Annotated in this window: 21 protein-coding genes; 10 read left to right on the forward strand and 11 right to left on the reverse strand. The window is 67.9% G+C overall.

Annotated features, from left to right (window positions below; all coding sequences use genetic code 11):
- Positions 1-6 precede the first annotated feature (6 nt).
- Complete coding sequence (locus KBZ19_RS03660; RefSeq protein WP_255099801.1) at positions 7-873, forward strand: DMT family transporter; 867 nt, start codon at positions 7-9, stop codon at positions 871-873.
- Between the two features lie 79 nt (positions 874-952).
- The gene (locus KBZ19_RS03665; RefSeq protein WP_255099802.1) at positions 953-2,449 is read left to right on the forward strand and encodes an FAD-dependent oxidoreductase; all 1,497 of its coding nucleotides are present in this window, start codon (positions 953-955) and stop codon (positions 2,447-2,449) included.
- Here the strand turns inward: KBZ19_RS03665 and cobM are convergent.
- The 4 genes from cobM to petC all read right to left on the reverse strand — a co-directional run bounded on the left by cobM (position 2,392) and on the right by petC (position 5,701).
- Positions 2,392-3,264, reverse strand: coding sequence for a precorrin-4 C(11)-methyltransferase (cobM, locus tag KBZ19_RS03670; RefSeq protein ID WP_255099803.1), 873 nt, complete (start codon positions 3,262-3,264; stop codon positions 2,392-2,394). The two genes, KBZ19_RS03665 and cobM, sit on opposite strands and share 58 nt — an antisense overlap.
- The gene (gene lgt, locus KBZ19_RS03675) at positions 3,261-4,124 is read right to left on the reverse strand and encodes a prolipoprotein diacylglyceryl transferase (RefSeq protein ID WP_255100043.1); all 864 of its coding nucleotides are present in this window, start codon (positions 4,122-4,124) and stop codon (positions 3,261-3,263) included. Before lgt ends, cobM begins: the two co-directional genes overlap by 4 nt.
- Positions 4,125-4,187: 63 nt before the next feature.
- Positions 4,188-5,120, reverse strand: a complete 933-nt coding sequence (petA, locus tag KBZ19_RS03680; protein WP_255099804.1) for a cytochrome f — start codon at positions 5,118-5,120, stop codon at positions 4,188-4,190.
- Between the two features lie 44 nt (positions 5,121-5,164).
- Complete coding sequence (petC, locus tag KBZ19_RS03685) at positions 5,165-5,701, reverse strand: cytochrome b6-f complex iron-sulfur subunit (RefSeq protein ID WP_094510288.1); 537 nt, start codon at positions 5,699-5,701, stop codon at positions 5,165-5,167.
- Positions 5,702-5,800: 99 nt separating this feature from the next.
- Here petC and KBZ19_RS03690 point away from each other — a divergent pair, with 99 nt between their 5' ends.
- Entirely contained in the window at positions 5,801-6,202 is a 402-nt protein-coding gene (locus tag KBZ19_RS03690; RefSeq protein ID WP_094510445.1) for a DUF3067 family protein, read from the forward strand.
- Positions 6,203-6,210: 8 nt separating this feature from the next.
- Here KBZ19_RS03690 and tatC read toward each other — a convergent pair whose 3' ends face one another.
- On the reverse strand, positions 6,211-6,999 hold the full coding sequence (gene tatC, locus KBZ19_RS03695; protein WP_255099807.1) for a twin-arginine translocase subunit TatC: 789 nt from the start codon (positions 6,997-6,999) through the stop codon (positions 6,211-6,213).
- Positions 6,996-8,708 carry an NFACT family protein gene (locus tag KBZ19_RS03700; RefSeq protein ID WP_255099808.1) on the reverse strand — a complete coding sequence of 571 codons (1,713 nt, stop codon included), beginning with the start codon at positions 8,706-8,708 and terminating at the stop codon, positions 6,996-6,998. The genes tatC and KBZ19_RS03700 overlap by 4 nt, the downstream gene beginning before the upstream one ends.
- 104 nt (positions 8,709-8,812) lie before the next feature.
- Between KBZ19_RS03700 and gmk the strand changes: the two genes are divergently transcribed.
- Positions 8,813-9,397, forward strand: coding sequence for a guanylate kinase (gene gmk, locus KBZ19_RS03705; RefSeq protein WP_255099809.1), 585 nt, complete (start codon positions 8,813-8,815; stop codon positions 9,395-9,397).
- Between the two features lie 92 nt (positions 9,398-9,489).
- Here the strand turns inward: gmk and psaJ are convergent, their stop codons facing one another.
- Positions 9,490-9,606 carry a photosystem I reaction center subunit IX gene (gene psaJ, locus KBZ19_RS03710; protein ID WP_011935127.1) on the reverse strand — a complete coding sequence of 39 codons (117 nt, stop codon included), beginning with the start codon at positions 9,604-9,606 and terminating at the stop codon, positions 9,490-9,492.
- A 49-nt stretch (positions 9,607-9,655) separates the two neighbouring features.
- Positions 9,656-10,135, reverse strand: a complete 480-nt coding sequence (locus KBZ19_RS03715) for a Photosystem I reaction center subunit III (protein WP_094510284.1) — start codon at positions 10,133-10,135, stop codon at positions 9,656-9,658.
- Between the two features lie 76 nt (positions 10,136-10,211).
- Between KBZ19_RS03715 and tsaD the strand changes: the two genes are divergently transcribed.
- Both tsaD and KBZ19_RS03725 read left to right on the forward strand, forming a co-directional pair.
- Positions 10,212-11,309: a tRNA (adenosine(37)-N6)-threonylcarbamoyltransferase complex transferase subunit TsaD gene (tsaD, locus tag KBZ19_RS03720; RefSeq protein ID WP_255099810.1), complete on the forward strand. Its 1,098-nt coding sequence runs from the start codon at positions 10,212-10,214 to the stop codon at positions 11,307-11,309.
- Between the two features lie 38 nt (positions 11,310-11,347).
- On the forward strand, positions 11,348-11,587 hold the full coding sequence (locus KBZ19_RS03725; protein WP_094510282.1) for a hypothetical protein: 240 nt from the start codon (positions 11,348-11,350) through the stop codon (positions 11,585-11,587).
- Between the two features lie 41 nt (positions 11,588-11,628).
- Here the strand turns inward: KBZ19_RS03725 and KBZ19_RS03730 are convergent, their stop codons facing one another.
- A complete protein-coding gene (locus tag KBZ19_RS03730) occupies positions 11,629-12,798 on the reverse strand; it encodes a type IV pilus twitching motility protein PilT (RefSeq protein WP_255099811.1) in 1,170 nt (389 codons plus the stop codon).
- A gap of 128 nt (positions 12,799-12,926) precedes the next feature.
- Here KBZ19_RS03730 and wecB point away from each other — a divergent pair, with 128 nt between their 5' ends.
- Positions 12,927-14,057 (forward strand): non-hydrolyzing UDP-N-acetylglucosamine 2-epimerase, encoded by a 1,131-nt coding sequence (gene wecB / locus KBZ19_RS03735; protein ID WP_255099812.1) that lies wholly within the window; start codon positions 12,927-12,929, stop codon positions 14,055-14,057.
- Positions 14,058-14,103: 46 nt separating this feature from the next.
- On the opposite strand, the gene KBZ19_RS03740 is transcribed toward wecB, so the two are convergent.
- Positions 14,104-15,180 carry an efflux RND transporter periplasmic adaptor subunit gene (locus KBZ19_RS03740; RefSeq protein ID WP_315856314.1) on the reverse strand — a complete coding sequence of 359 codons (1,077 nt, stop codon included), beginning with the start codon at positions 15,178-15,180 and terminating at the stop codon, positions 14,104-14,106.
- 208 nt (positions 15,181-15,388) lie between these two features.
- On the opposite strand from KBZ19_RS03740, the gene ychF reads away from it, so the two are divergent.
- Both ychF and KBZ19_RS03750 read left to right on the forward strand, forming a co-directional pair.
- Complete coding sequence (ychF, locus tag KBZ19_RS03745; RefSeq protein ID WP_094510279.1) at positions 15,389-16,480, forward strand: redox-regulated ATPase YchF; 1,092 nt, start codon at positions 15,389-15,391, stop codon at positions 16,478-16,480.
- A 133-nt stretch (positions 16,481-16,613) separates the two neighbouring features.
- Positions 16,614-16,952 (forward strand): hypothetical protein, encoded by a 339-nt coding sequence (locus KBZ19_RS03750; RefSeq protein ID WP_255099813.1) that lies wholly within the window; start codon positions 16,614-16,616, stop codon positions 16,950-16,952.
- On the opposite strand, the gene KBZ19_RS03755 is transcribed toward KBZ19_RS03750, so the two are convergent.
- On the reverse strand, positions 16,908-18,071 hold the full coding sequence (locus KBZ19_RS03755; protein ID WP_255099815.1) for an MFS transporter: 1,164 nt from the start codon (positions 18,069-18,071) through the stop codon (positions 16,908-16,910). The two genes, KBZ19_RS03750 and KBZ19_RS03755, sit on opposite strands and share 45 nt — an antisense overlap.
- A 98-nt stretch (positions 18,072-18,169) precedes the next feature.
- Between KBZ19_RS03755 and KBZ19_RS03760 the strand changes: the two genes are divergently transcribed.
- Positions 18,170-19,720 (forward strand): alpha/beta hydrolase, encoded by a 1,551-nt coding sequence (locus KBZ19_RS03760; protein ID WP_255099816.1) that lies wholly within the window; start codon positions 18,170-18,172, stop codon positions 19,718-19,720.
- The last annotated feature ends 78 nt before the right edge of the window (positions 19,721-19,798 follow it).

Consider the following 19,798-nt stretch of genomic DNA (forward strand, 5'->3'; position numbering starts at 1 on the left):
CCCGCCTTGGCCCTGCTCACGGCCTGCTGCGAAAGCGGCCGCGATCTGGCCGTCCGCCGCCTGCTGCAGCGCAGCGGCTGGACGGCGGCGCGGGTGATGGGCCTCAGCTGCCTGATCAGTGCCGCCCTGACCCTGCCATGGCTGCTGCTGGCCCCAGGCGGCTGGCCCAGCGACGGCACCCGTCTGCTGCTGGCCCTGGCTGCCGGGGGGCTGGTGAACGCCCTGGCCTTCTGGGCCTACGGGCGCGCCCTCGCCCGCGGCGACCTCAGCCTGGTGCTGCCCCTGATCAACCTCTCGCCCCTGGTGCTGCTGTTCAGCGGCTGGTGGCTGCTGGGGGAGCGGCCAGCACCGGCAGCCCTGGCGGGTGTGGCGCTGCTGGTGCTGGGAGCCCTGCTGCTGGGCCGCGGCACGGGTGGTGGTCTGCCCCTGCTGAGCAGTCCGGGGGCACGCTCGATGCTGGTGGTGGCCGTGCTGTGGGGCCTCGGCGCCGCCTTCGACAAGGTGGGGGTGAACGCTGGCGGCTCGCTCACCTGGGTGGTGCTGTTCAACCTGGTGGTCGCTGTACCGCTGCTGGCCCCCGAGCTCACCGGATCAGGAGGGAGCACCACACGGCTGGCTGCGGCAGCGACCTCTGAGGGGCTGCTGTTGTTGGTGTTGCTCTGCGGTCTCACCGGGGCGGTGGGCATGGTCTGCCAGATGGAGGCGCTGCGCCAGACCGCCGTGGTGCATGTGATCGCCATCAAGCGCCTGAGCACGCTGATGAGCGCCACGGTGGGCGTCACGCTGCTGGACGAGCCGCGGGGCGGGCTGCGGCTGCCCGCCGCCGCATTGATGCTCGCCGGCGCCATTGCGGTGCTCAATGCAGCCCGTTGAAGCGCTCCGCCAATGGCCACGCCCGCCTGCACAGGATCGGCGAACATGGCCTGCGCACCCTCTGTTTCGCCGCTACCGCGTGTCTTCTGTCTCTCCGATCCGTGCGTCCGCCCCGGCCTCAACCTCCCCCCAGCCTGCGGGGCAGGGAACCGAGGCCGCCAAGGCTTCGACGCCGCGGGAGGTGGACGTGCTGGTGGTGGGTGGCGGGGTCTGTGGCACGGCCTTGCTCTTCGAGCTCGCCCGCTACACCGACCTGCCCCGGCTGGCGCTGATCGAGCGCTATGAGCAGCTGGCCCAGGTGAACTCCAAGGCCACCAGCAACAGCCAGACGATCCACTGCGGCGACATCGAGACCAATTACACCCTGGAGAAGGCGCTGCGGGTGAAGCGCACGGCTGAGATGGTCGTGCGCTTCGGCGACCTGCTGGAGGGCGAGGAGCGTGAGCGTTGCCTGTTCCGCACCCCGAAAATGGTGCTGGGGGTGGGCGAGCGGGAATGCGCCAGCCTGCGCCAGCGCTTTGAACTGTTTTCGCCTCACTTTCCGGCGATGCAGCTGCTGGAGAAAGAGGACATCGCCGCCTGGGAGCCAGCGGTGGCGCTGGTGAATGGCGTGCCACGCAGCGAGGAACTGGTGGCGATCGGCATCCGCGAGGCCGCCACCGCCGTCGACTACGAAGCGCTCTCGGCCGCGTTCGTGCGCCAGGCCCACGCCGCTGTGGAGGGGAGCGCGCGCTGCATCGACCTGGCCCTCGGCACCAGCGTGGAGACGATCACCCCCGAGGGCGAGACGTTTCTGGTGGAGACGCAGAGCAAGGCGGCGGGCCGCCAGCTCTGGCGGGCGCGGCATGTGGTGGTGAATGCCGGCGCCCACAGCCTGCTGATGGCCCAGCGCATGGGCCACGGACTGCGCTACTCCTGCCTGCCGGTGGCCGGCAGCTTCTACTTCACCCCCGAGTTGTTGAACGGCAAGGTCTACACGGTGCAGAACGACAAGCTGCCCTTCGCCGCCCTGCACGGGGACCCCGATGTGGGAGCTCCCGGCCAGACGCGCTTCGGCCCCACCGCGCTGCTGCTGCCCCTGCTCGAGCGCTACCGGCTCGGCTCGTTCTTCGAATTCCTTGAGGTGCTCAGGCTCGATCTGGCCGTGCTGGCGGTGTTGTGGCAACTGCTCGGCAACAGCGACATCCGTGCCTACATCGTGCGCAACCTGCTGTTCGAGGTGCCCTGGCTGCGGCGACGGCTGTTTCTGCGCGATGTGCGCAAGATCGTTCCCGGCATGGCGCTCAACGACCTGAGCTTCGCCGAAGGCTATGGAGGGGTGCGCCCCCAGCTGATCGACAAGCAGGCCCGCAAGCTGATGCTCGGGGAGGTGAGGATCGAAGCCAGGCCCGGGCTGGTGTTCAACGTGACGCCATCGCCGGGAGGCACCTGCTGCCTGGGGGTGGCAGCACTGGATCTCGAGGCGATCGTGGCGCGCAGCGGCTGCCGCTTCGCCCGCGACCGCTTTGAGGCCGAGCTCTACGGCAAGGACGCGGGGGAGGATTCAGCCAGCTGCCCGCAGTCGCTGGCGGCCTGATCGACAGGCAGTCCCTTCCCACCGGGGCGAAACAGATGGGTGTGGGAGGAGGAGTACAAACGCGAGCGGGCCTGCTGGGGGGCGTCGAGAGCAGGGCTTACTACGTAGAGGGTGGTGCGGATCAGCTGGCGTTGGCGGCTCGTTTCTGCCATCTCGCTCAGGGGCACCACAGTGATCCACTGGTCGGGCCAGCTGACGCGGTAGCCGATCGCCACCGGGGTGTCGGCGGCGTAGTGCGCCAGCAGCACCTCCTGCACCTCTTCCACATGGCGTGCGCTGAGATACAGGCAGAGGGAGGCCCCCAGGGCCGCCAGGCGTTCCAGGGATTCCTTCTCCGGCACGCCGGTGCGTCCGGAAGCCCGGCTGAGCACGATCGTCTGCACCAGGCCAGGGATGGTGAGCTCAGCCTGCAGCGCTGCCGCCGTGGCCTGATAGGCGCTGAGACCCGGGACCACCTCCACCACCAGGCCCGCCTCGGTGAGCCTGCTGACCTGCTCCGCCAGTGCCCCGTAGAGGCAGGGGTCGCCATCGTGGAGTCGCACCACCCGCTTGCCGGCGCGGGCCCGCTCGATCAGCACCTCCAGCACCTGCTCGAGGGTGAGGGTGCTGGTGCGGATCCGTTCAGCGCTCGCCGGGGCCAGGGCTGCGATCTGGGGCGACACCAGGGAATCGGTCCAGACGAGCACCTCGGCCGCTTCGATGGCACGGGCTGCCCGCAGCGTGAGCAGATCAGGGGCGCCGGGCCCTGCTCCCACGATCGTGACCGCCGCCGGTTCCGACGGGGTGGCTTCCGGCTGGCTGGGGAAAGTGGTCAAGGGTTGGTGCCCTGGAAAGGTTCGCTGGGGCCAGACTCGCTCTGAAGGCGACGGGCTCCGCGGTAGAAGCAGATCAGGCCGATCGATCCGGCCGCGATCAGCAGCAGGCTCATCAGCTGCGCCATGCGCAGACCGCCTTCGCAGAAGGGCGGGGTGGAGAACAGGCAGAGCGGATCGATGCGCAGTCCTTCGATCCAGAAGCGGCCCAGGCTGTAGCTGATCAGGTAAATGCAGCTGAGCGCCCCGGCAGGCAACGCGATGCGGCCCCGCGAACCAAGCTGGAACAAGGTGAGCAGCAACGCCACCACCGCCAGGTTCCAGAGCGATTCGTAGAGAAAGGTGGGGTGGAAGAACTGCTCGTCGATGAAGGTGGCCGGCCTGTTCACCGCTGGAATGAACAGCCGCCAGGGGAGATCCGTGGGCAGGCCGAAAGCTTCGGAGTTGAAGAAGTTGCCCCAGCGGCCGATCGCCTGGCCCAGGGCCACCGAGGGAACGAGCACATCGAGCAGATTCCAGAAGGCGAGCTTGCGCCAGCGGCAGTAGACCACCACCGCCAGTGAGCCGCCGATCAGGGCGCCATGGATGGCAATGCCCCCCTGCCAGATAGCCAGGGCATCCAGCCAGTTGAGCTGATACTGGCGCCACTCCAACACCACGTAGTAGAGGCGGGCACCGAGCACAGCAGCCAGGACCAGAATCGGCAGAAGGTCGGCAATCATGGCCGGCTCGATGCCACGCCGCCGGCCCAGCCTGGTGGAGAGCATCAGGCCGAGCAGCACCGCCACGGCAATCAGCAGGCCATACCAGCGCAGGGAGAAAGGCCCCAGCTGGAACAGCAGGGGCCCCGGTGAAGTGAACATCGCCGTCGGCAGGGCTGGGGGAAGAAGCGCCAAGGGAAACGGCTCAGCAGATGGGGGTCAGCCTCAGACGCCTTCGGCAGCCTGCACTTTCTCCACCTGCTTCTTCTTCAGCACCAGCATGATCTGGGCGAGAGCAACGGCGGCGAAGAAAGCGAGCATGCCGTAGATGCGCACAGGGTTCTGCAGCACGATCTCGGAATCCAGCTGACCGAAGCCGCCCACATTGGGATCTTCCGAAAGGGGTCCGTTGAGCACCACGTCATCGCCCACAGCCACAGCAAGGGCAGGGCCAGCCGGAATGGTTTCATTCACGGTGGTGCCGTCGGCGGTGCGGATCTCCACGACGCTGGCGCCGTTCTCACCGGCGGTGATGGCACTCACGGTGCCGGCGGCAGGAGCGGTGAAAACGCCGTTGTTGCTCTTCTCACCGGTGGGGTACACCTGGCCGCGGCCGCGGTTGCCACCCACGTGCACCGAATACTTGCCGAAGTGGATGGCGCTGTCGGTGGCGGGATCGGGGGAGAGGATCGGGAAGACGATCTCCTGGTGCTGATCACCCGGCAGGGGGCCCACCAGCAGGATGTTGGGCTTGTCGTCGCTGTACTGGGTCACGTAGACCCCGGCGGTTTCCTCTTTCAGCTCGTCGCTGAGACGATCAGCGGGAGCAAGGGTGAAGCCATCGGGGAGCATGAGCACCGCACCCACGTTGAGGCCCGTGCGGCTGCCATCGGCGGCCACCTGCTGAACGCTGGTGTCGTAGGGGATCTTCACCACCGCCTTGAACACGGTGTCAGGCATCACGGCCTGGGGCACTTCCACCTGGGTGGGCAGCTTGGCGAGGTGGCAGTTGGCACAGACGAGCTTGCCGGTGGCTTCGCGGGGGCTCTCGTAGTTCTGCTGGGCCCAGAAGGGGTAGGCCCAGGAGGCAGAAGGCGCCAGGAAGAGGGCGGCCGAAGCCAGGACGGTGGAGAGCAGCAGGGAAAGGGTGCGGCGCATGGGGTGGGCGGACGGGCGACGGGAGGAGATGGACGGTCGGACGATCAGGCCCACCAGGGCTTTTCACCGGTGCGGAAATCGGTGTCGGTCCATGTGCTCAGGAAAACGTTGTCGCTTTCGACGGAGACGTTGGCCAGGGCAAGCGACAACGGAGCAGGACCACGCACCACCTTGCCGGTGGGGTCGTACTGGCTCCCGTGGCAGGGGCAGATGAATTTGTTGGCACCGCTGTTCCAGGGCACCACGCAACCCAGGTGGGTGCAGATGGCGTTGATGCCGTAGCTGCCGATGGCGTCGGGACCTTCCACCAGCAGGTAGGTGGGGTCACCTTTCAGGCCCTGCACGAGGCTGCGGTCTCCCTCCTTGTGGGTGCTGAGCCAGCCCGAGGCGGTGACGTTGTTGCCCAGTTCATCCTTGGCGGTGGTGCCACCGCCACCGCCGGCGGGCCGGGGGGGAATGAAGTAGCGGGCGACGGGGTAGAGAGCACCCAGTGCGACACCAGTGACGGAGCCGAAAGTCAGCAGATTCATGAACTGACGACGGCCCATTCCGGGCACATCGCTCACTGGGATCTGGGTCATACGGAACGTTCCTGGGTGCCGAAGCAACGAGGCGCCCATTATGGACGTTGCCCTGGCCGTCACGTTTTGCCAGGACGCAGCTTGCGCCTGCGGCGCAACATGCTGTTGTGGAGTGTCCTCACCCTCGCCGCCGTGTCCCTGCCTGATCCGGCTGCTGAGCCCGGCTCCAGCGGCCGCTTCGCCCCCCTCCGGCTCGATGAAGTGCTGCAGGTGCTGCGTGAGCGCTGGCACGCGTCCTACGACCTCCAGCTGGTACAGCGGCGCGGCCGCCTCTACCTGCAGGTGATGTGGGCCTACCTGGAGCAGCAGTCCTTTCCGCTCGATGCCGAGGGCTATGAGGCCAAGCTGCAGGAGCTGATCGAGCTGCTCAACGGCCTCGGGGTGGCCGATCAGGTGCGCCAGTGGCTCACCACCACCCGCGACAAACCCCGACTGGGACGGGCGATGAGCCTCACCCTGGAGCCGGCCGAGGGCGGGCGCAGCAGTGAATTCCTGCTCTGAACCTGGCCTCAGGCGCCGCTGGCCGCAGGCCGGAGCCGCTCGGTGAGGGCCACCAGGGCCACACCCACCAGGAACAGGGCCGTGATCGAGCCGGTGAGCAGCAGCATCGTGACGGGGTCGGTGGAAGGAGTGAGCACGGCGCCGGCCAGGGCCGCCACCAGCACCACCCAGCGCCAGGCTTTCAACATGGCGTCGGAGCGGATCAGGCCGAAGGCACCCAGCAGCAGTTGCAGCACCGGCAGCTGAAAGGCCAGGCCAGTGGCCACCATCAGCAGCAGCACGAAATCGAGGTAGCGCTCGATCGACCAGATCGGCTCGACCACATCCGCGCCGTAGCTGACCAGGAACCGCAGCGCCGCCGGCACCAGCGCCCACCAGGCGAAGGCAAGCCCTGCGGCGAACAGCACCGCCGACCCCGCCACGGCCGGCGCCACCAGTCGCCGCTCCCGGCGCGTGAGACCCGGCAAGACGAAGGCCAGCGCCTCGTAGAGCACGTAGGGCAGCGCCAGCGTGAGGCCGGCATAGCCGGCCACCTTGATCGACACAAACAGGAATTCACCCGGGGCGAGCTGGAGGAAGCGCATGCCCACGGCGGGCAGTTCCAGCAGCCGAACGAGCGGTTTCACCAGCAGCAGACAGCCGCCGGCCGCCACGACCACCGCCAGCAGGCTGCGCAGTACCCGCCGCCGCAACTCCTCGAGGTGGTCCACAAGGCTCATCTCCACCTCGGCGGGAAACTCATCCGCCGGTGGCACCCGGATCGGTGGGGGAGGTGCGGGGAGGGGGGAGTCGCTCATGGCGCAGGCGCTGGAGCTGAGCCTAAGGAGCGACTGCACAGGGTGGCGCCGCGGCCGGGATCGCCCCAGAGCACCTCACCACCCCGGTGGCGCACGGTGCCGGGTCCGGCTCCGGCAATGCGCTGCAGCTGGTCGCTGGGCACCATCACCACGGGCACACGGGCATTGCCGCGGGCACGGCTGAAGCGGGCGGCCAGATCGGCCGCCGCCTGCAGGTCGGCGTCGGTGGCGGGAGCTTCCGAGCTCTTGAGCATCACGTGGCTGCCCGGGCACTCCTGGGCATGGAACCAGAGATCACCGCGCCGCGCCTGCCGCAGGCTGATCCATTCGTTCTGGCGATGGTTGCGGCCCACCTGCACGCGCAGCCCTCCGGCAGTGAGGAACTCCAGCGGTTGGCATGGAAGGGGCTGCCGCCGGGCGCGCGCCTTGCTTCGTCCCTTGTCCCGCTCGCGGCCGCCGACGCTGAGCAGTTCCTCCACGTCGTCTTCGAGGGCGGCGAGATCCTCCAGCGCCCCGCGCAGGGCATGGGGGGTGGTCTCCTCGGGCCGGTGCAGCTCCAGAAAGGCCAGGCTGGCCTCAATGCGCTCCAGCTGCTGGTCGTGACGCTCCAGCAGGGTGGTGATCACGGCGGAGGAGCGCTGCAGGCGGCGCGCCTTCTTATAGAGAGCCTGTGCCTCAGCCACCTGCTCGCGGCTGGGGTCGGCCAGACAGAGCAGGGCATCCGCCTGCCGCCGCAACTGGTCGCAGCCGGCGGCCTGCTCCAGCAACGCCTGCTGCTCGGCTCGCTGGGCACTCTGGCGATCCCGGGCCGTGAACAGGCGCCGCTGCAGCTGATCGTGGCGCAGCTGGAAGGCCTGGGCTGTGAGCTGCCGGTCGTAGAGCTGCGCCAGCGGGCGCCCCACCGGGCCGGCCAGCTCGGCGCCCCAGCAGCGGTAGGCGGTGGCTCCACCGGTGACGAAGCCAAAGCGGTCCGCCGCCAGGTCGCCCAGCCATTGCTGCCAGGCCACCCAGAGGGCACTCCACTGCAGCTCGCTGAGCTGCTCCACCGGCAGCTTCAGCAGCGCCGTGGATGTGTCGGGATGATCGCCGGCCAACTGCAGGGCCAGGGCAGGACTGATCCCCTGGTAGCTCTGCAGCAGCGCCTTGCCCAGCGGCAGCGGCAGGAGCTGCAGGCGCCGACGCCAGTGCCACAGAGCTTCGCCGGCATCGGGGGGATCGGCCTGCAGGGGCGGCGGCGGGCTGTAGGTGTCGCCGCTGGCAATCGGCCTCAGCCGGGATTCGTTCGGCTTCACCTGGCGGCCCAGGGCCACCACCCGACGCTGGCCATCCAGGAGAAAGAGGTTGCTGTGGCGGCCCATCAGCTCCACCACCAGCGTGCGGCAGATCGCCTCACCGGGGCGGGGGGCAAAGCCGAGCTCCACCACCCGTTCCCAGCCGTGCTGATCGATCGCCACCAGCGCCAGGCCGCCCAGGCCGTGCTGCAGTTGCTGGGCCAGAGTGCTGCCCTCACCGCGCCGGGCGGGAGGGTCGATCGGCAGCAGGCGCGGCGCATCCGCCCACCAGCTCAGCTCCAGCCAGTGACGACCATCAAGCGCGCGAAAGCCGAGTTGGAGGTTGTGGGCGCTGGGCTGCTGGGCCTTCTCGAAGCGGCTGGGCAACAGCTGCGGCCGCAGCTCGGCAAGCACCGCCCGCAAGGTGGTGACGTCCATGGGTTGGAGCGTCCGGGAGGTCAAGGGAACCGCGTGGACAGGGAAGCCCCTTACTCTGCTGGCTCACGTGCGAGGGCCTGATGGCGGAGGCAGCGGCAGTGGCAATGGCAGCAACAAAGGCAGCAGCGGCGGGTCCGGGACAACTCACGGTGATCACCGGCCCCAGCGGCGTGGGCAAGGGCACGCTCGTGGCCGCGCTGCGCCGGCGCCATCCGCAGATCTGGCTGTCTGTGTCCGCCACCACGCGCGCGCCCCGCAGCGGCGAACAGGACGGGGAGCACTACTTCTTCATGAGCCGGGAGCAGTTCGAGCAGCAGGTGGCTGCCGAAGGGCTGCTGGAGTGGGCGGAATTCGCCGGCAACCTTTACGGCACGCCACGGGCGCCCGTCAGCGAGCATCTGGCCCAGGGGCAACCGGTGCTGCTGGAAATCGAACTGGAGGGGGCCCGCCAGGTGCGGCGCAGCTTCCCGCAGGGATTCCAGGTGTTCATCGAACCTCCGTCGCTGGAGGAACTGGAGCGGCGCATCCGCGGCCGCGGCACCGACGACGACAGCGCGATCGAACGGCGCCTGCGCCGGGCCCGGGAGGAACTGGCCGCCGCCGCTGAGTTCGACGCCGTGGTGATGAACGGCGACCTGGAGACCGCCATCGGCGAGCTGGAAGCCCTGCTGCAACTGGCCGGCAGCTGAAGCTCCAGCGCCAGCCACAACGTGCAAGTCACAAAAAAGCGGCCTTTACGGCCGCTTTTGACGTTCAGAGCCTCCGGCTGGAAGCCAGCGGATCAAAGGGGATGGAAGAGAAGATCCGGGAAGAAGCGATTGAATTCGATCATGATTCCGGCGGTGACGGTGAACCAGATCGCAGCGAAAACAGGGGCTGTGGTGAGGAATTTCTTCATGGGCGTGCTCCGGATGGAGAACAGAGGGGTGGGGCGACTGAACCGAGATTCAGCGCGGTGAAACGGTGACCTTGGAATCGGATTCCAGCAGCTTGCCGCTGGTGAATTCGCTGAAGGCCGCCAGAGGCCAGGTGGCTGCAGCGATGGTGCTCTTCAGGGCAAGGGGCACATCGATCTGGATCTCGCGCATGGTGGCGTCCTTGCTGCCACGGATGGCCTGCAGGTACACGCGACCGGCCCAGCCGATGCAACCGGCGATGTAGAGGAAGGCGATGCCAGGGATCATGAAGTCGCCGGCATGGCTCCAGCGGCCATCAACGATCAGGTGGGGCAGGCCATCGGTGCCACACACGGCCTGGCTGTACATCTCGAAGCGGGCTTTGGCCTGCGGAGTGGCAGCGGCGGCGGCACGCTGCTGAAAGCGGGGGCTTTCGGAGCAGGGGGTGAGCCCGGCCACATCGGCATGGGCCACAGGGGCGAAGCCGAAGATCAGCAGGGCGGAAATCAGAACGGCGAAAAGGCGGCGCATCGTATCCGGATCCGGGGAAAGGCCTGCCAGCGGGCAGGATGTCACTTGCGGAGAGTAAGGGAGGCCATGGAGGCACTTGAACACCGTTCTGGCCGTCGAAACAAGTTGTGACGAGTCAGCGGCGGCCGTGGTGCGCGGCGAGCAGGTGCTCGCCAGTGCCGTGGCTTCCCAGATCGCCGAACATGCCCGCTGGGGAGGCGTGGTGCCCGAGATTGCCTCGCGGCGGCACGTGGAGGCGCTGCCCCAGTTGATCGCCAGTGTGATGGCCGAATCCGGCCTCGGCTTCGCCGACCTCGACGGCATCGCCGCCACCGTGGCGCCGGGCCTGGTGGGGGCCCTGCTGGTGGGCTCGGTCACAGCCCGCACGCTGGCGCGGCTGCACGATCGTCCCTTCGTGGGGGTGCACCACCTCGAAGGCCATCTCTGTTCCGTCCACCTGGGAGACCCCCTGCCGGAGGGTCCGTTCCTGGTGCTGTTGGTGAGCGGCGGCCACACCGAGCTGATCCGCGTCGACGGCGCCGGCCACTACCGGCGGCTGGGCCGCAGCCACGACGACGCGGCCGGCGAGGCCTTCGACAAAGTGGCACGGCTGCTTGGGCTGGGGTATCCCGGCGGTCCGGCGATCCAGGCGGCCGGAGCGCTGGGGGATCCCCTGCGCTTTCCACTGCCGAAAGGGCGCGTGTCGAGGCCGGAAGGGGGCTACCACCCCTACGACTTCAGCTTCAGCGGGCTGAAGACGGCCGTACTCCGCCTTGTGCAGTCGCTGCGCGCCGGCACCGGTGCCGCGGGGCCGGCGGATCCGCCTTCAATTGGGGAATTGGCTCCGCAGGATCTGGCTGATGTGGCCGCCAGCTTCGAACTGGCCGTGGTCGACGTGCTGGTGGAGCGCAGTTGCCGCTGCGCCCGCGACGAGGGACTCGGCACCCTGGTGCTGGTGGGCGGGGTGGCCGCCAACCAACGCCTGCGCCAGCGGCTGGAGGAACGCTGCGGCGCGCTGGGGCTGCACTGGCGCCGGGCACCACTTGCCTATTGCACCGACAACGCCGCCATGATCGGCGTGGCAGCAGCCCAGCGGCTTGCCGCCGGATCCAGCAGCAGCACGGCCCTGGGTGTGGCGGCCCGCCTGCCATTGCAGCAAAGCGACGCGCTCTACGAGCAACAGCCTTGCTTTTGATCCCTTTATGGTGGCCGAACCCGTTGTTAAGGGGGTGGATGGCTTCAGCTGACACCACAGAGAATGCACTGCTGCCGAACAGCTCTCTTGCAGCATCACCAGCCGCTGCTGAGGGGCTCGGCTCCAGCCAGCCCGTTGAAGTGGGGCCGGAAGAGCTGAACGCCTGGCGCCGGGGCTTCACCCCCCAAGCCGAGATCTGGAATGGCCGCCTGGCCATGCTCGGGCTCTCGCTGGGTATCGCCACCCTGCTGCTTCTCCGCCTGGCCAGGGCCCACTGAACCAGGCCAAGTCAACAAACGTTTTGCCAGTGGACTCCGCCCTATTCGCGGCCTCGTAGGGCCTGGGAGAGCTCACCACGCTTGAGGCTCACGGCCAACGCCTCATCCGCACTCACTTTGCCTGCCACTACCAGCTCAAGAAGGGACTGGTTCAATGTTTTCATGCCTTCAAACGAACTGCGTTTCATGATTTCCTCCACCTCGTCGAATTCGCCGCGAAGGAGGTAATCCCGGCAGGCATCGGTGTTGATGAAGATGTCGTGGTAAGCGATTCGGCCACCTTCAATCGTTTTGAGCAGCCCCTGCGAGATCACCGCCAACAACGATTCGGCCACACTTGTGCGGATTGATTTTTGTTCTTCGGACGGGAACATACCCAGCATCCGCTCAACGGTTTTTACGGCGGAGTTAGTGTGGAGCGTGCCGAAGACCAAGTGGCCGGTCTGAGCAGCCTCCAAGGCAGTGGAGAGGGTTTCCTGGTCGCGAATCTCCCCGATCAGCAACACATCAGGATCTTCCCGCAATGCCGCCCGCAGAGCAGTGGAGAACAACTTTGTGTGGTGGCCGATCTCACGCTGCCGCACCAGACAGGATTTGCTGACATGAACGAATTCAACTGGATCCTCAATGGTGAGGATGTGCTTCGACTGAGTTGAATTCATCCAATTGATCATTGCGGCTAGAGTGGTGGATTTGCCGCAGCCCGTGGGGCCTGTCATCAGGATCAGGCCCTTGGTGTACTTGAGAAGATGCTTAAAGACATCCGGAAACCCAAGGGATTCCAGTGTGGGGACCTCAAAGGGGATAAGCCGCAGCACCATGGCTGGACCAAGAAGCGATTCAAAGAGGTTGATCCGCACCCTCACGAAACCGAAAGAATGTGATCCGTCGAATTCCTTATCGCTGCGAAAAGCCTGACGATCCTCCTGAGAGAGAATCTCATTCAGCCACTCCGAGAACCGTTGGTTCGTGATGATCGGCCAACCGGTCATCTGCATATCGCCGCGAAAGCGCAGCCGCGGTTCCTCACCGACGCCGAGGTGCACATCTGAGCACTTGGCCTCAAAAGCCACGCGCACCACCTCCTCCAGTGTGCAGGGCGTAGCCACGGATGGCCGTGGTGGCGCTGGGGCCGGATCTACACCATCCACGCCGGCGGGGTGGGAGTCGGGCGCAGGCACCGAGCTAGGGGGAAACAGGGAACTGGTCATCGGCTGGACAGCATTGCAGCCATTTTGGGGCAAGTACTCGCCTGAGTTCACATGCAGCTGCTGATCGGTACGGGGATGCTCCGCCACGTGAATGCGACACCGGCTCTCCTTAGGATCGACACCCCCGCATGGGCTCTTTGATCACCACCGCTCCGCTCGTCAGCATCGTGCTGGGAACCAGGCCCGAAGCGATCAAGCTGGCACCGGTGATCCGCGCCTTCCAACAAGCCGAAGGCTTTCGCACCCGGGTTGTGCTCACCGGCCAACATCGGGAAATGGTGGCGCAGGTGATGGAGCTCTTCAGCCTCACCGCTGATCGCGACCTGGCCTTGATGACGCCCCGCCAGACGCTCACCCACGTGACCTGTGCCGCCCTGATGGGGCTGGAGCAGGACTTCACTGAGCACCGGCCGGATCTGGTGCTCGTCCAGGGCGACACCACCACCGCCTTCGCTTCGGCTCTGGCGGCGTTCTACCAGCAGATCCCCGTGGGGCACGTGGAAGCCGGCCTGCGCACTGACAACCTGCTTGACCCCTTCCCCGAGGAAGCCAACCGCCGGCTGATTTCCCAGATCGGCCAACTGCACTTCGCCCCCACCTCGGTGTCGGAGGCGAACCTGCTGGCCTCCGGGGTGGTGGGCCGGGTGCTGGTCACGGGCAACACTGTGATCGATGCGCTGCTGCTGATGGCGAAGCAGGCGCCGCTGCTGCAGCTTCCTGGCCTCGACTGGACCCAGCAGCGGGTGATCCTGGCCACCGTGCACCGCCGGGAGAACTGGGGAGAGCGTCTGCTCGCCATCGGTGATGGCTTCCTGCGACTGCTGGAGCAACACCCCGACACCGCCCTGCTCCTTCCGCTGCACCGCAACCCCACCGTTCGGGAACCCCTGCAGCAGATGCTGGGCGATCACCCGCGGGCCTTTCTCACCGAGCCGCTCGATTACGACGAGCTGGTGGGAGCGATCCGCGGTTGCACGCTGCTGCTCACCGACTCCGGCGGCCTGCAGGAAGAGGCCCCAGCCCTGGGCAAACCGGTGCTGGTGCTGCGGCGCACCACGGAACGTCCGGAAGCGGTGTCTGCGGGCACGGCGCGCCTGATCGGCACCGATGCGGCAGCGATCGCCACGGAAGCCGGGCGCCTGCTCGACGACCCTGCCGCCTACGCGGCCATGGCCATGGCTCACAACCCCTTCGGGGACGGCCAGGCGAGCGGCAGGATCGTGGCGGCCTGCCGTGCCTTCCTGGCAGAACGTAACTGAGCTGGCCACTGGCCTGAGCTGGCAGTGGGCCTGATCGGAGCGTGATTCAGCTGCCGGGGCGTTTCTTTGCCCAGGGAGGCAGATCGATGAACACCTGGGTACCCGGTTTGAGGCCGGAGAGGATCTGGGTGTTTCGGCCGCTGCTGGAGCCGAGCGTCACCGGCTGGAAGGTGGGCTGGTTGTTCTTGCCCACCAGCAGCACCCCAGGCCGCCCTTCCTCGGTGACCACTGCCACAGTGGGCACAAGGGTCTGAGCCGGCAGGGTGCCGGTCTTGAAGTCGATGTCGGCGGTCATGCCGATCCGCAGCTCGCTGTGGGGATCGGTGAACAGCAGCTTCACATCGAAGGAGGTGACGTTGTTGATCTTCACCGCACGGGGGGCGATCTGGCGCACGCGCGCGGTGAAGCGGCGGTCCGGGAAGGCATCCACCCGCACGGTGGCGATCTGGCCGAGGCGGATGCGGCCGATGTCGCTTTCCGGCACCTTGGCCACCGCCTCCAGGCCGCGGGCGAGCTCCACCACCGATGAACTGGACGCGCCCGCGTTAGCGGAGGCGGAGGTGGTGGGGGTGACGAAGGCTCCGGGGTCGGCGAACCGCTGGGTGATCACACCATTGAAGGGGGCGCGGATCGTGAGCTCGCCGCGTTCAACGTCCCGCTGAGCGTTGCGCTGCCGGGCCGCATCAAGGGCCGCCTTGCTGGTGAGCATGCGGGTGCGGAAGCTGACGATGTCGTCCTGACTGATCGCGCCCTGCTGATACAGCTTCTGGCGACGTTCGAACTCCGAGCGGCTGCGGGCGTACTCGGCGGCCGCCTGCCGCTCTTGGGCCAGCAGTTCATTCTCCCGATCGCGAAGGTCACCGCTGTCCATCAGAGCGATCGGCTGGCCAGCCTGCACGAGATCGCCCTCATCCACGAACAGGTCGGCGAGCACGCCGCCCCGCTTGGGGCTGACGTTGACGCTGCGGGCCGCTTCCAGCTCCCCGCTGGAGGTGACGATGCCCGGCAGGCTGCCGCGCTCGGCCTTCACCACATAGGCGGCCAGCGACTGCTGCTGCTGGGTGGTGCTGCGCTGGCGCTGCCAGAGGGCCACACCGCCGATCACGAGCACTGCCGCGGCCACCCCTGCCCAGAGAGGCCAGCGCCGCTTTTTGGGACCGGGCCGGCGAGGGGCGGCCGGGACCGGTTGTTCCTGGGGCGGTGTCAGCACCGGCGCAGGGCGAAGGTCGGAGCGGGGAATGACGGTCAGCGGTCGCTGTAACCAGTCTTGATGGTCGCGGCGAAAAACGTGGCCATGGGAGGCCCGGGGGGCGCCGTTTAGATTTAGCCCCATGCTTAAAGCCGGAATCGTGGGGCTGCCCAACGTGGGCAAATCCACCCTCTTCAATGCCCTGGTGGCCAACGCCCAGGCCCAGGCCGCCAACTTTCCGTTCTGCACGATCGAGCCGAACGTGGGCTCCGTGGCGGTGCCCGACGGGCGCCTGAAAATGCTCTCAGACGTTTCCAGTTCCCGCGAGATCGTGCCCACCCGGGTGGAGTTCGTCGACATCGCCGGCCTGGTGAAGGGCGCCAGCCAGGGCGAAGGGCTCGGCAACAAGTTCCTCGCCAACATCCGCGAGGTGGACGCGATCGTGCACGTGGTGCGCTGCTTTGAGGACGACGACGTGATCCACGTGGCTGGTCAGGTGGATCCCGCCCAGGACGCCGAGATCATCAATCTGGAACTGGCTCTCGCTGACCTCACCCAGGTGGAGAAGCGGCGGGAACGGCTCAAGAAGCAGGCTCGCACCAGCAAGGAAGCCCAGGCAGAAGATGAGGTGCTGGGCCGCATCGCCGCTGCGCTGGAAGCCGGCGCACCGGCACGCGGGGTTGCCCTCGGCGCCGACGAGCGCGAGACGATCCGTCCGCTCGGCCTGCTCACCCTCAAGCCGATCATCTACGCCACCAACGTGTCGGAAGACGACCTGGCGGCAGGCAACGGCCACAGCGAGGCCGTGGTGGCCCTTGCCCAGCGTGAAGGGGCTGAGGTGGTGCGGATTTCGGCGCAGGTGGAGGCGGAACTCGTTGAACTCGGCGAAGCCGAGCGCGCCGACTATCTCGACGGGCTGGGGGTGAGCGAGGGCGGGTTGCAGAGCCTGATCCGCGCCACCTATCAGCTGCTCGGCCTGCGCACCTACTTCACCACCGGCGAAAAGGAAACCAGGGCCTGGACAATCACAGCCGGCATGACCGCGCCTCAGGCCGCCGGCGTGATCCACACCGATTTCGAACGGGGCTTCATCCGCGCCCAGACCGTGGCCTACGCGCAGTTGATTGAAGCGGGCTCCCTGTCGGAAGCACGCAACCGAGGCTGGCTGCGCAGCGAGGGCAAGGAGTACGTGGTGGCCGAAGGCGACGTGATGGAGTTCCTGTTCAACGTCTGAAGCGGTTTCAACTTCAGCAGACGCTTCGGCGGCTGAGGCAGGCGCAGAGCATTGAGCCGCCCTCCTCTTTGGCTTCCGTGACCGGGGCGGCGGCCGCCTTCGGCGAGAATGGTGTCCGACGAGGCGAAGCCTGATGAACCCCTCCCAGGAGCCCTCTGCTGGCAGCGCGGCAGCGCCTGCAAATCGGCCTGCCGCTGAGCCGCCGCTGGCCGAGGTCACGAGCGCCACCGCGGCGACCCCTGACCGAGGTGCGGGATCCGCCACCGGTGCGCGCAATCCCGGCGCACACAACTTCGACATTCAGAAGGAACTGCACCAGCGCATCCGCAACGACCCCGACTACGACGACTGGGAGTACGGCACCGAGCCCCTGCCTCACGAGCAGCAGGGCTGGATCTCCCGGCCCGCCCCTGGCGGGGCCGGGGCCTCAGATCACACTGGAGGGGCTGGCGTGGGGGTGGACGCGGGCTAAGGGACGCACCAGGGTGAGGCCCAGCAGGCAGAGCGCCGCCATCGCCAGCCAGAGGCCGCCCCCATGCCGCTGCTGATCGAGGAACAGGCCCGCCACCTGCGGCGCTAAGAAGGCACTCAGCGCAAAACACTGCGAGAACAACGCCATGGCCATGCCTTGATGGGCGGGGGGCGTGATCTCCACCACCGCTTCGGTGGCCGTGGGCAGAAAGGCGGCCACAGCCGCCGCCAGCGGCAGCTGGGCCAGCAGCAGCACCGTGAGGCTGTGCCAGCCCAGGCTGGAGAAGGCCAGCAGGGAGCTACCGAGCGCGAAGCCCAGCAGGCTCAGTCCGAGCCCGAAGGCCACCGAACGCTCTGACAGCCAGCGCCCCAGCGGCCATTGCAGGGCCAGCAGGAGCCCCAGCTGCAGCGCCAGCAGCAGGGCACCAGTGCTCTCCGGCAGGGGGGGGCGGGCCAGCCCGCCGCGCACCAGATCCAGGGGCAGGGCGCCCTGCAGCAGGGCCACCATGCCGGTGGACAGCACCGTCATCGCCAGCAGGGGCAGCAGGGGCCGCACCCATCCCTGCCAGGAATCGAGTCGGATGTCGGCACTGCGGACTGGTGCCGGCGGCAGCGGCCGGCGCAGCAGCAGGCTCAGTAGCACGACCATGCAGGCGATGTCGACGAGGAAGATGCCCCGCAAGCGGCCAAGGGCCGCCAGCCCAGAGCCCAGAAGCACGCCGGTGGCGATACCAAGCGCATCAGCGGTGCGCACCAACGCGAAGGCGCGGCTGGAGGGCAACGGCGCGCAGCTCTGGGTCACGGCAAGCTCGATCGCGGGCCACCAGAGCCCGAGGGCCAGTCCGATCAGCATCTGCCCGCTCACGTAGGCGGGAAAGCTGGTGGCGCTGTACAGGCGCGCGTCGGCCAGCACCGAGATCAAGGCAGCCAGCACGATCGGGCCATTGCAGGAGCGGCCGCGGTCGAGCCACCAGCCGCAGAGCAAGCGACCGGCCGTACCGGCCAATGCGGCTGCCGCCAGCCCCTGCCCGACCGCGGTGGCGGAGAAGCCGGCGTTGTGGAACACCACAGCGGTGAGATAGATCACGCCGCCGCCGCCAAGGCCGCTCAGCAGCCGCATCCAGCACAATTGCTGCAGGGGCGCGGGAAACTGGAGGAACCAGCCGAGGCCGCTTGCCCCTGCGCGACGTCGTGTCAAACCGGTTCCGACCGCTGTTCGTGCTTCTCACCAGTCTGCTGGTCGGGGGGGGCAGTCCGGCCAAGGCCGCAGATCAACTGATCGTTCGGCTCGACGGGTTCTCGCTGCCGATCGACATCGGCCAGCTGGAGGCTTGGAGCCGTGATCCCGGCTCCCGGGGCAACGACCTGGGCGTGTGGTTCGAGTTGCTCGACCCCCGCAGCCGCGAGGATCTGCGCCGCCTGTTGCTCACGCCGATCCTGGAGGAGCGCGACCTGGCTCTGCAGTTGATCCAGAGCTGGGCGGGTCGGCAGGTGGTCGAGGAGATGGGGGCACTGCTGAGTACCGACCAGAGCGGCAGCGGCCCTCTGCTGGTGAACACACTCCGCGGCCTGCTACAGCGCCCTGAACCGGTCACCCCGCTGAGCCTGCTGCGGGCCGTGCCCACCCCCCGGCTCACCCTGGAGGTGGATGAGGTGCTGAAGCTGGCGCAGCAATGGCGCCGGCAGGTGGAACTGCAGGGCCAGGCCCTGAGGCAGTTGCGTCAGCTGCGACTGCCCCTGACCGCCACCCCCAGCACCGCACGGGCGCCGGCCCTGCAGCCCACCGGCGCCGTTCCCATGCCCCGCCTGCTGGAACTGGCGGTGACCCACCGGCCCGACCCCCTCAAGATCGAGCTGTGGGAGGCGGTGGGGCCCGCTCGTGGCACCTACTTGCTGGTGATGCCGGGGCTGGGCAGCAGCGGCGCCCAGCTGAACTGGCTGGCCCGCGGGCTGGCGGAGCGCGGCTACCCGGTGCTGCTGATCGATGACCCCAGCAGCGACGAACACGTCGTGCGGCAACTGCTCGATGGGCAGCGCCCGCCCCCCGGCGCCGAGACGCTCCCCGCCCGCCTGGCGGATGTGGAGGCGGTGCTGAAAGCCGAGCAGGACGGCCGGCTGCCGCCCCTGGGCTCCTCCGCGGTGCTGCTGGGCCATTCGCTCGGTGGGCTGTCGGCTCTGATGGCCGGAGGCGCCCGGCCCGTGGCAGGCCTCGACCAGCGCTGCAAGCAGGCGATGAGAGGGATCCCGCTCAACAACCTCTCGCGGCTGTTGCAATGCCAGCTGCCGGAGGTGCCCTTGCCGAAGGTGGGCAGCGGCGACGGGCGCGACCCGGTGGCGGCGGTGGTGAGCTTCAATCCCTTCGGAAGCCTGCTCTGGCCAGGCCGCGGCCTCGATCGCCTCAACGGCACGCCGCTGCTGATGGTGGGTGGCGGCCTTGATCTGGTCACGCCGCCGGTGGGCGAGCAGCTGGAGCTGTTCCTGCAGCAGCACAACCCCCGCAGCCGGCTGGTGATGGTGGAGGGAGGCAGCCACTTCTCGGTGGTGCGCCTCGGTGACGACAACCCCGCGCTGCTGCAGCTAGGCGAGGAGCTGGTCGGTGTGGAACCGCATCAGGTGCAGGAGCTGCTGCTCAACCTCACCGCCGACTTCCTCGGCTCCCTCGACGGGTCCGCTGTCCTGGCCAGCCAGCAGCGCCTGCAGGGCACCGTGCGGGCCTACGTGCTGGACCGGGAGGCAGCCCGCCACTGGCACCGGCGCCTCGACGGCTGAACGGCAACAGCGGGACGGGGCAGACCATCCGCTCCCACAGCAGGGCGCAAAAAGGCACCAGCGGCAGCGTTCAGCACC

The organism is Synechococcus sp. L2F (assembly GCF_024345695.1).
Taxonomy (GTDB): domain Bacteria; phylum Cyanobacteriota; class Cyanobacteriia; order PCC-6307; family Cyanobiaceae; genus MW101C3.

What these genes read in the sequence shown, in the direction of transcription:
- wecB (WP_255099812.1), top strand. Translation starts at nt 12,927, where the DNA reads ATGGGCTCTTTGATCACCACCGCTCCGCTCGTCAGCATCGTGCTGGGA.
- petC (WP_094510288.1), bottom strand. Translation starts at nt 5,701, where the DNA reads ATGACCCAGATCCCAGTGAGCGATGTGCCCGGAATGGGCCGTCGTCAG.
- KBZ19_RS03715 (WP_094510284.1), bottom strand. Translation starts at nt 10,135, where the DNA reads ATGCGCCGCCTTTTCGCCGTTCTGATTTCCGCCCTGCTGATCTTCGGC.
- KBZ19_RS03725 (WP_094510282.1), top strand. Translation starts at nt 11,348, where the DNA reads ATGGCTTCAGCTGACACCACAGAGAATGCACTGCTGCCGAACAGCTCT.
- petA (WP_255099804.1), bottom strand. Translation starts at nt 5,120, where the DNA reads ATGCGCCGCACCCTTTCCCTGCTGCTCTCCACCGTCCTGGCTTCGGCC.
- psaJ (WP_011935127.1), bottom strand. Translation starts at nt 9,606, where the DNA reads ATGAAGAAATTCCTCACCACAGCCCCTGTTTTCGCTGCGATCTGGTTC.
- KBZ19_RS03750 (WP_255099813.1), top strand. Translation starts at nt 16,614, where the DNA reads ATGAACCCCTCCCAGGAGCCCTCTGCTGGCAGCGCGGCAGCGCCTGCA.
- lgt (WP_255100043.1), bottom strand. Translation starts at nt 4,124, where the DNA reads ATGTTCACTTCACCGGGGCCCCTGCTGTTCCAGCTGGGGCCTTTCTCC.
- KBZ19_RS03730 (WP_255099811.1), bottom strand. Translation starts at nt 12,798, where the DNA reads ATGACCAGTTCCCTGTTTCCCCCTAGCTCGGTGCCTGCGCCCGACTCC.
- KBZ19_RS03700 (WP_255099808.1), bottom strand. Translation starts at nt 8,708, where the DNA reads ATGGACGTCACCACCTTGCGGGCGGTGCTTGCCGAGCTGCGGCCGCAG.
- KBZ19_RS03690 (WP_094510445.1), top strand. Translation starts at nt 5,801, where the DNA reads ATGCTGTTGTGGAGTGTCCTCACCCTCGCCGCCGTGTCCCTGCCTGAT.
- KBZ19_RS03755 (WP_255099815.1), bottom strand. Translation starts at nt 18,071, where the DNA reads ATGCGGCTGCTGAGCGGCCTTGGCGGCGGCGGCGTGATCTATCTCACC.
- gmk (WP_255099809.1), top strand. Translation starts at nt 8,813, where the DNA reads ATGGCAGCAACAAAGGCAGCAGCGGCGGGTCCGGGACAACTCACGGTG.
- ychF (WP_094510279.1), top strand. Translation starts at nt 15,389, where the DNA reads ATGCTTAAAGCCGGAATCGTGGGGCTGCCCAACGTGGGCAAATCCACC.
- tatC (WP_255099807.1), bottom strand. Translation starts at nt 6,999, where the DNA reads ATGAGCGACTCCCCCCTCCCCGCACCTCCCCCACCGATCCGGGTGCCA.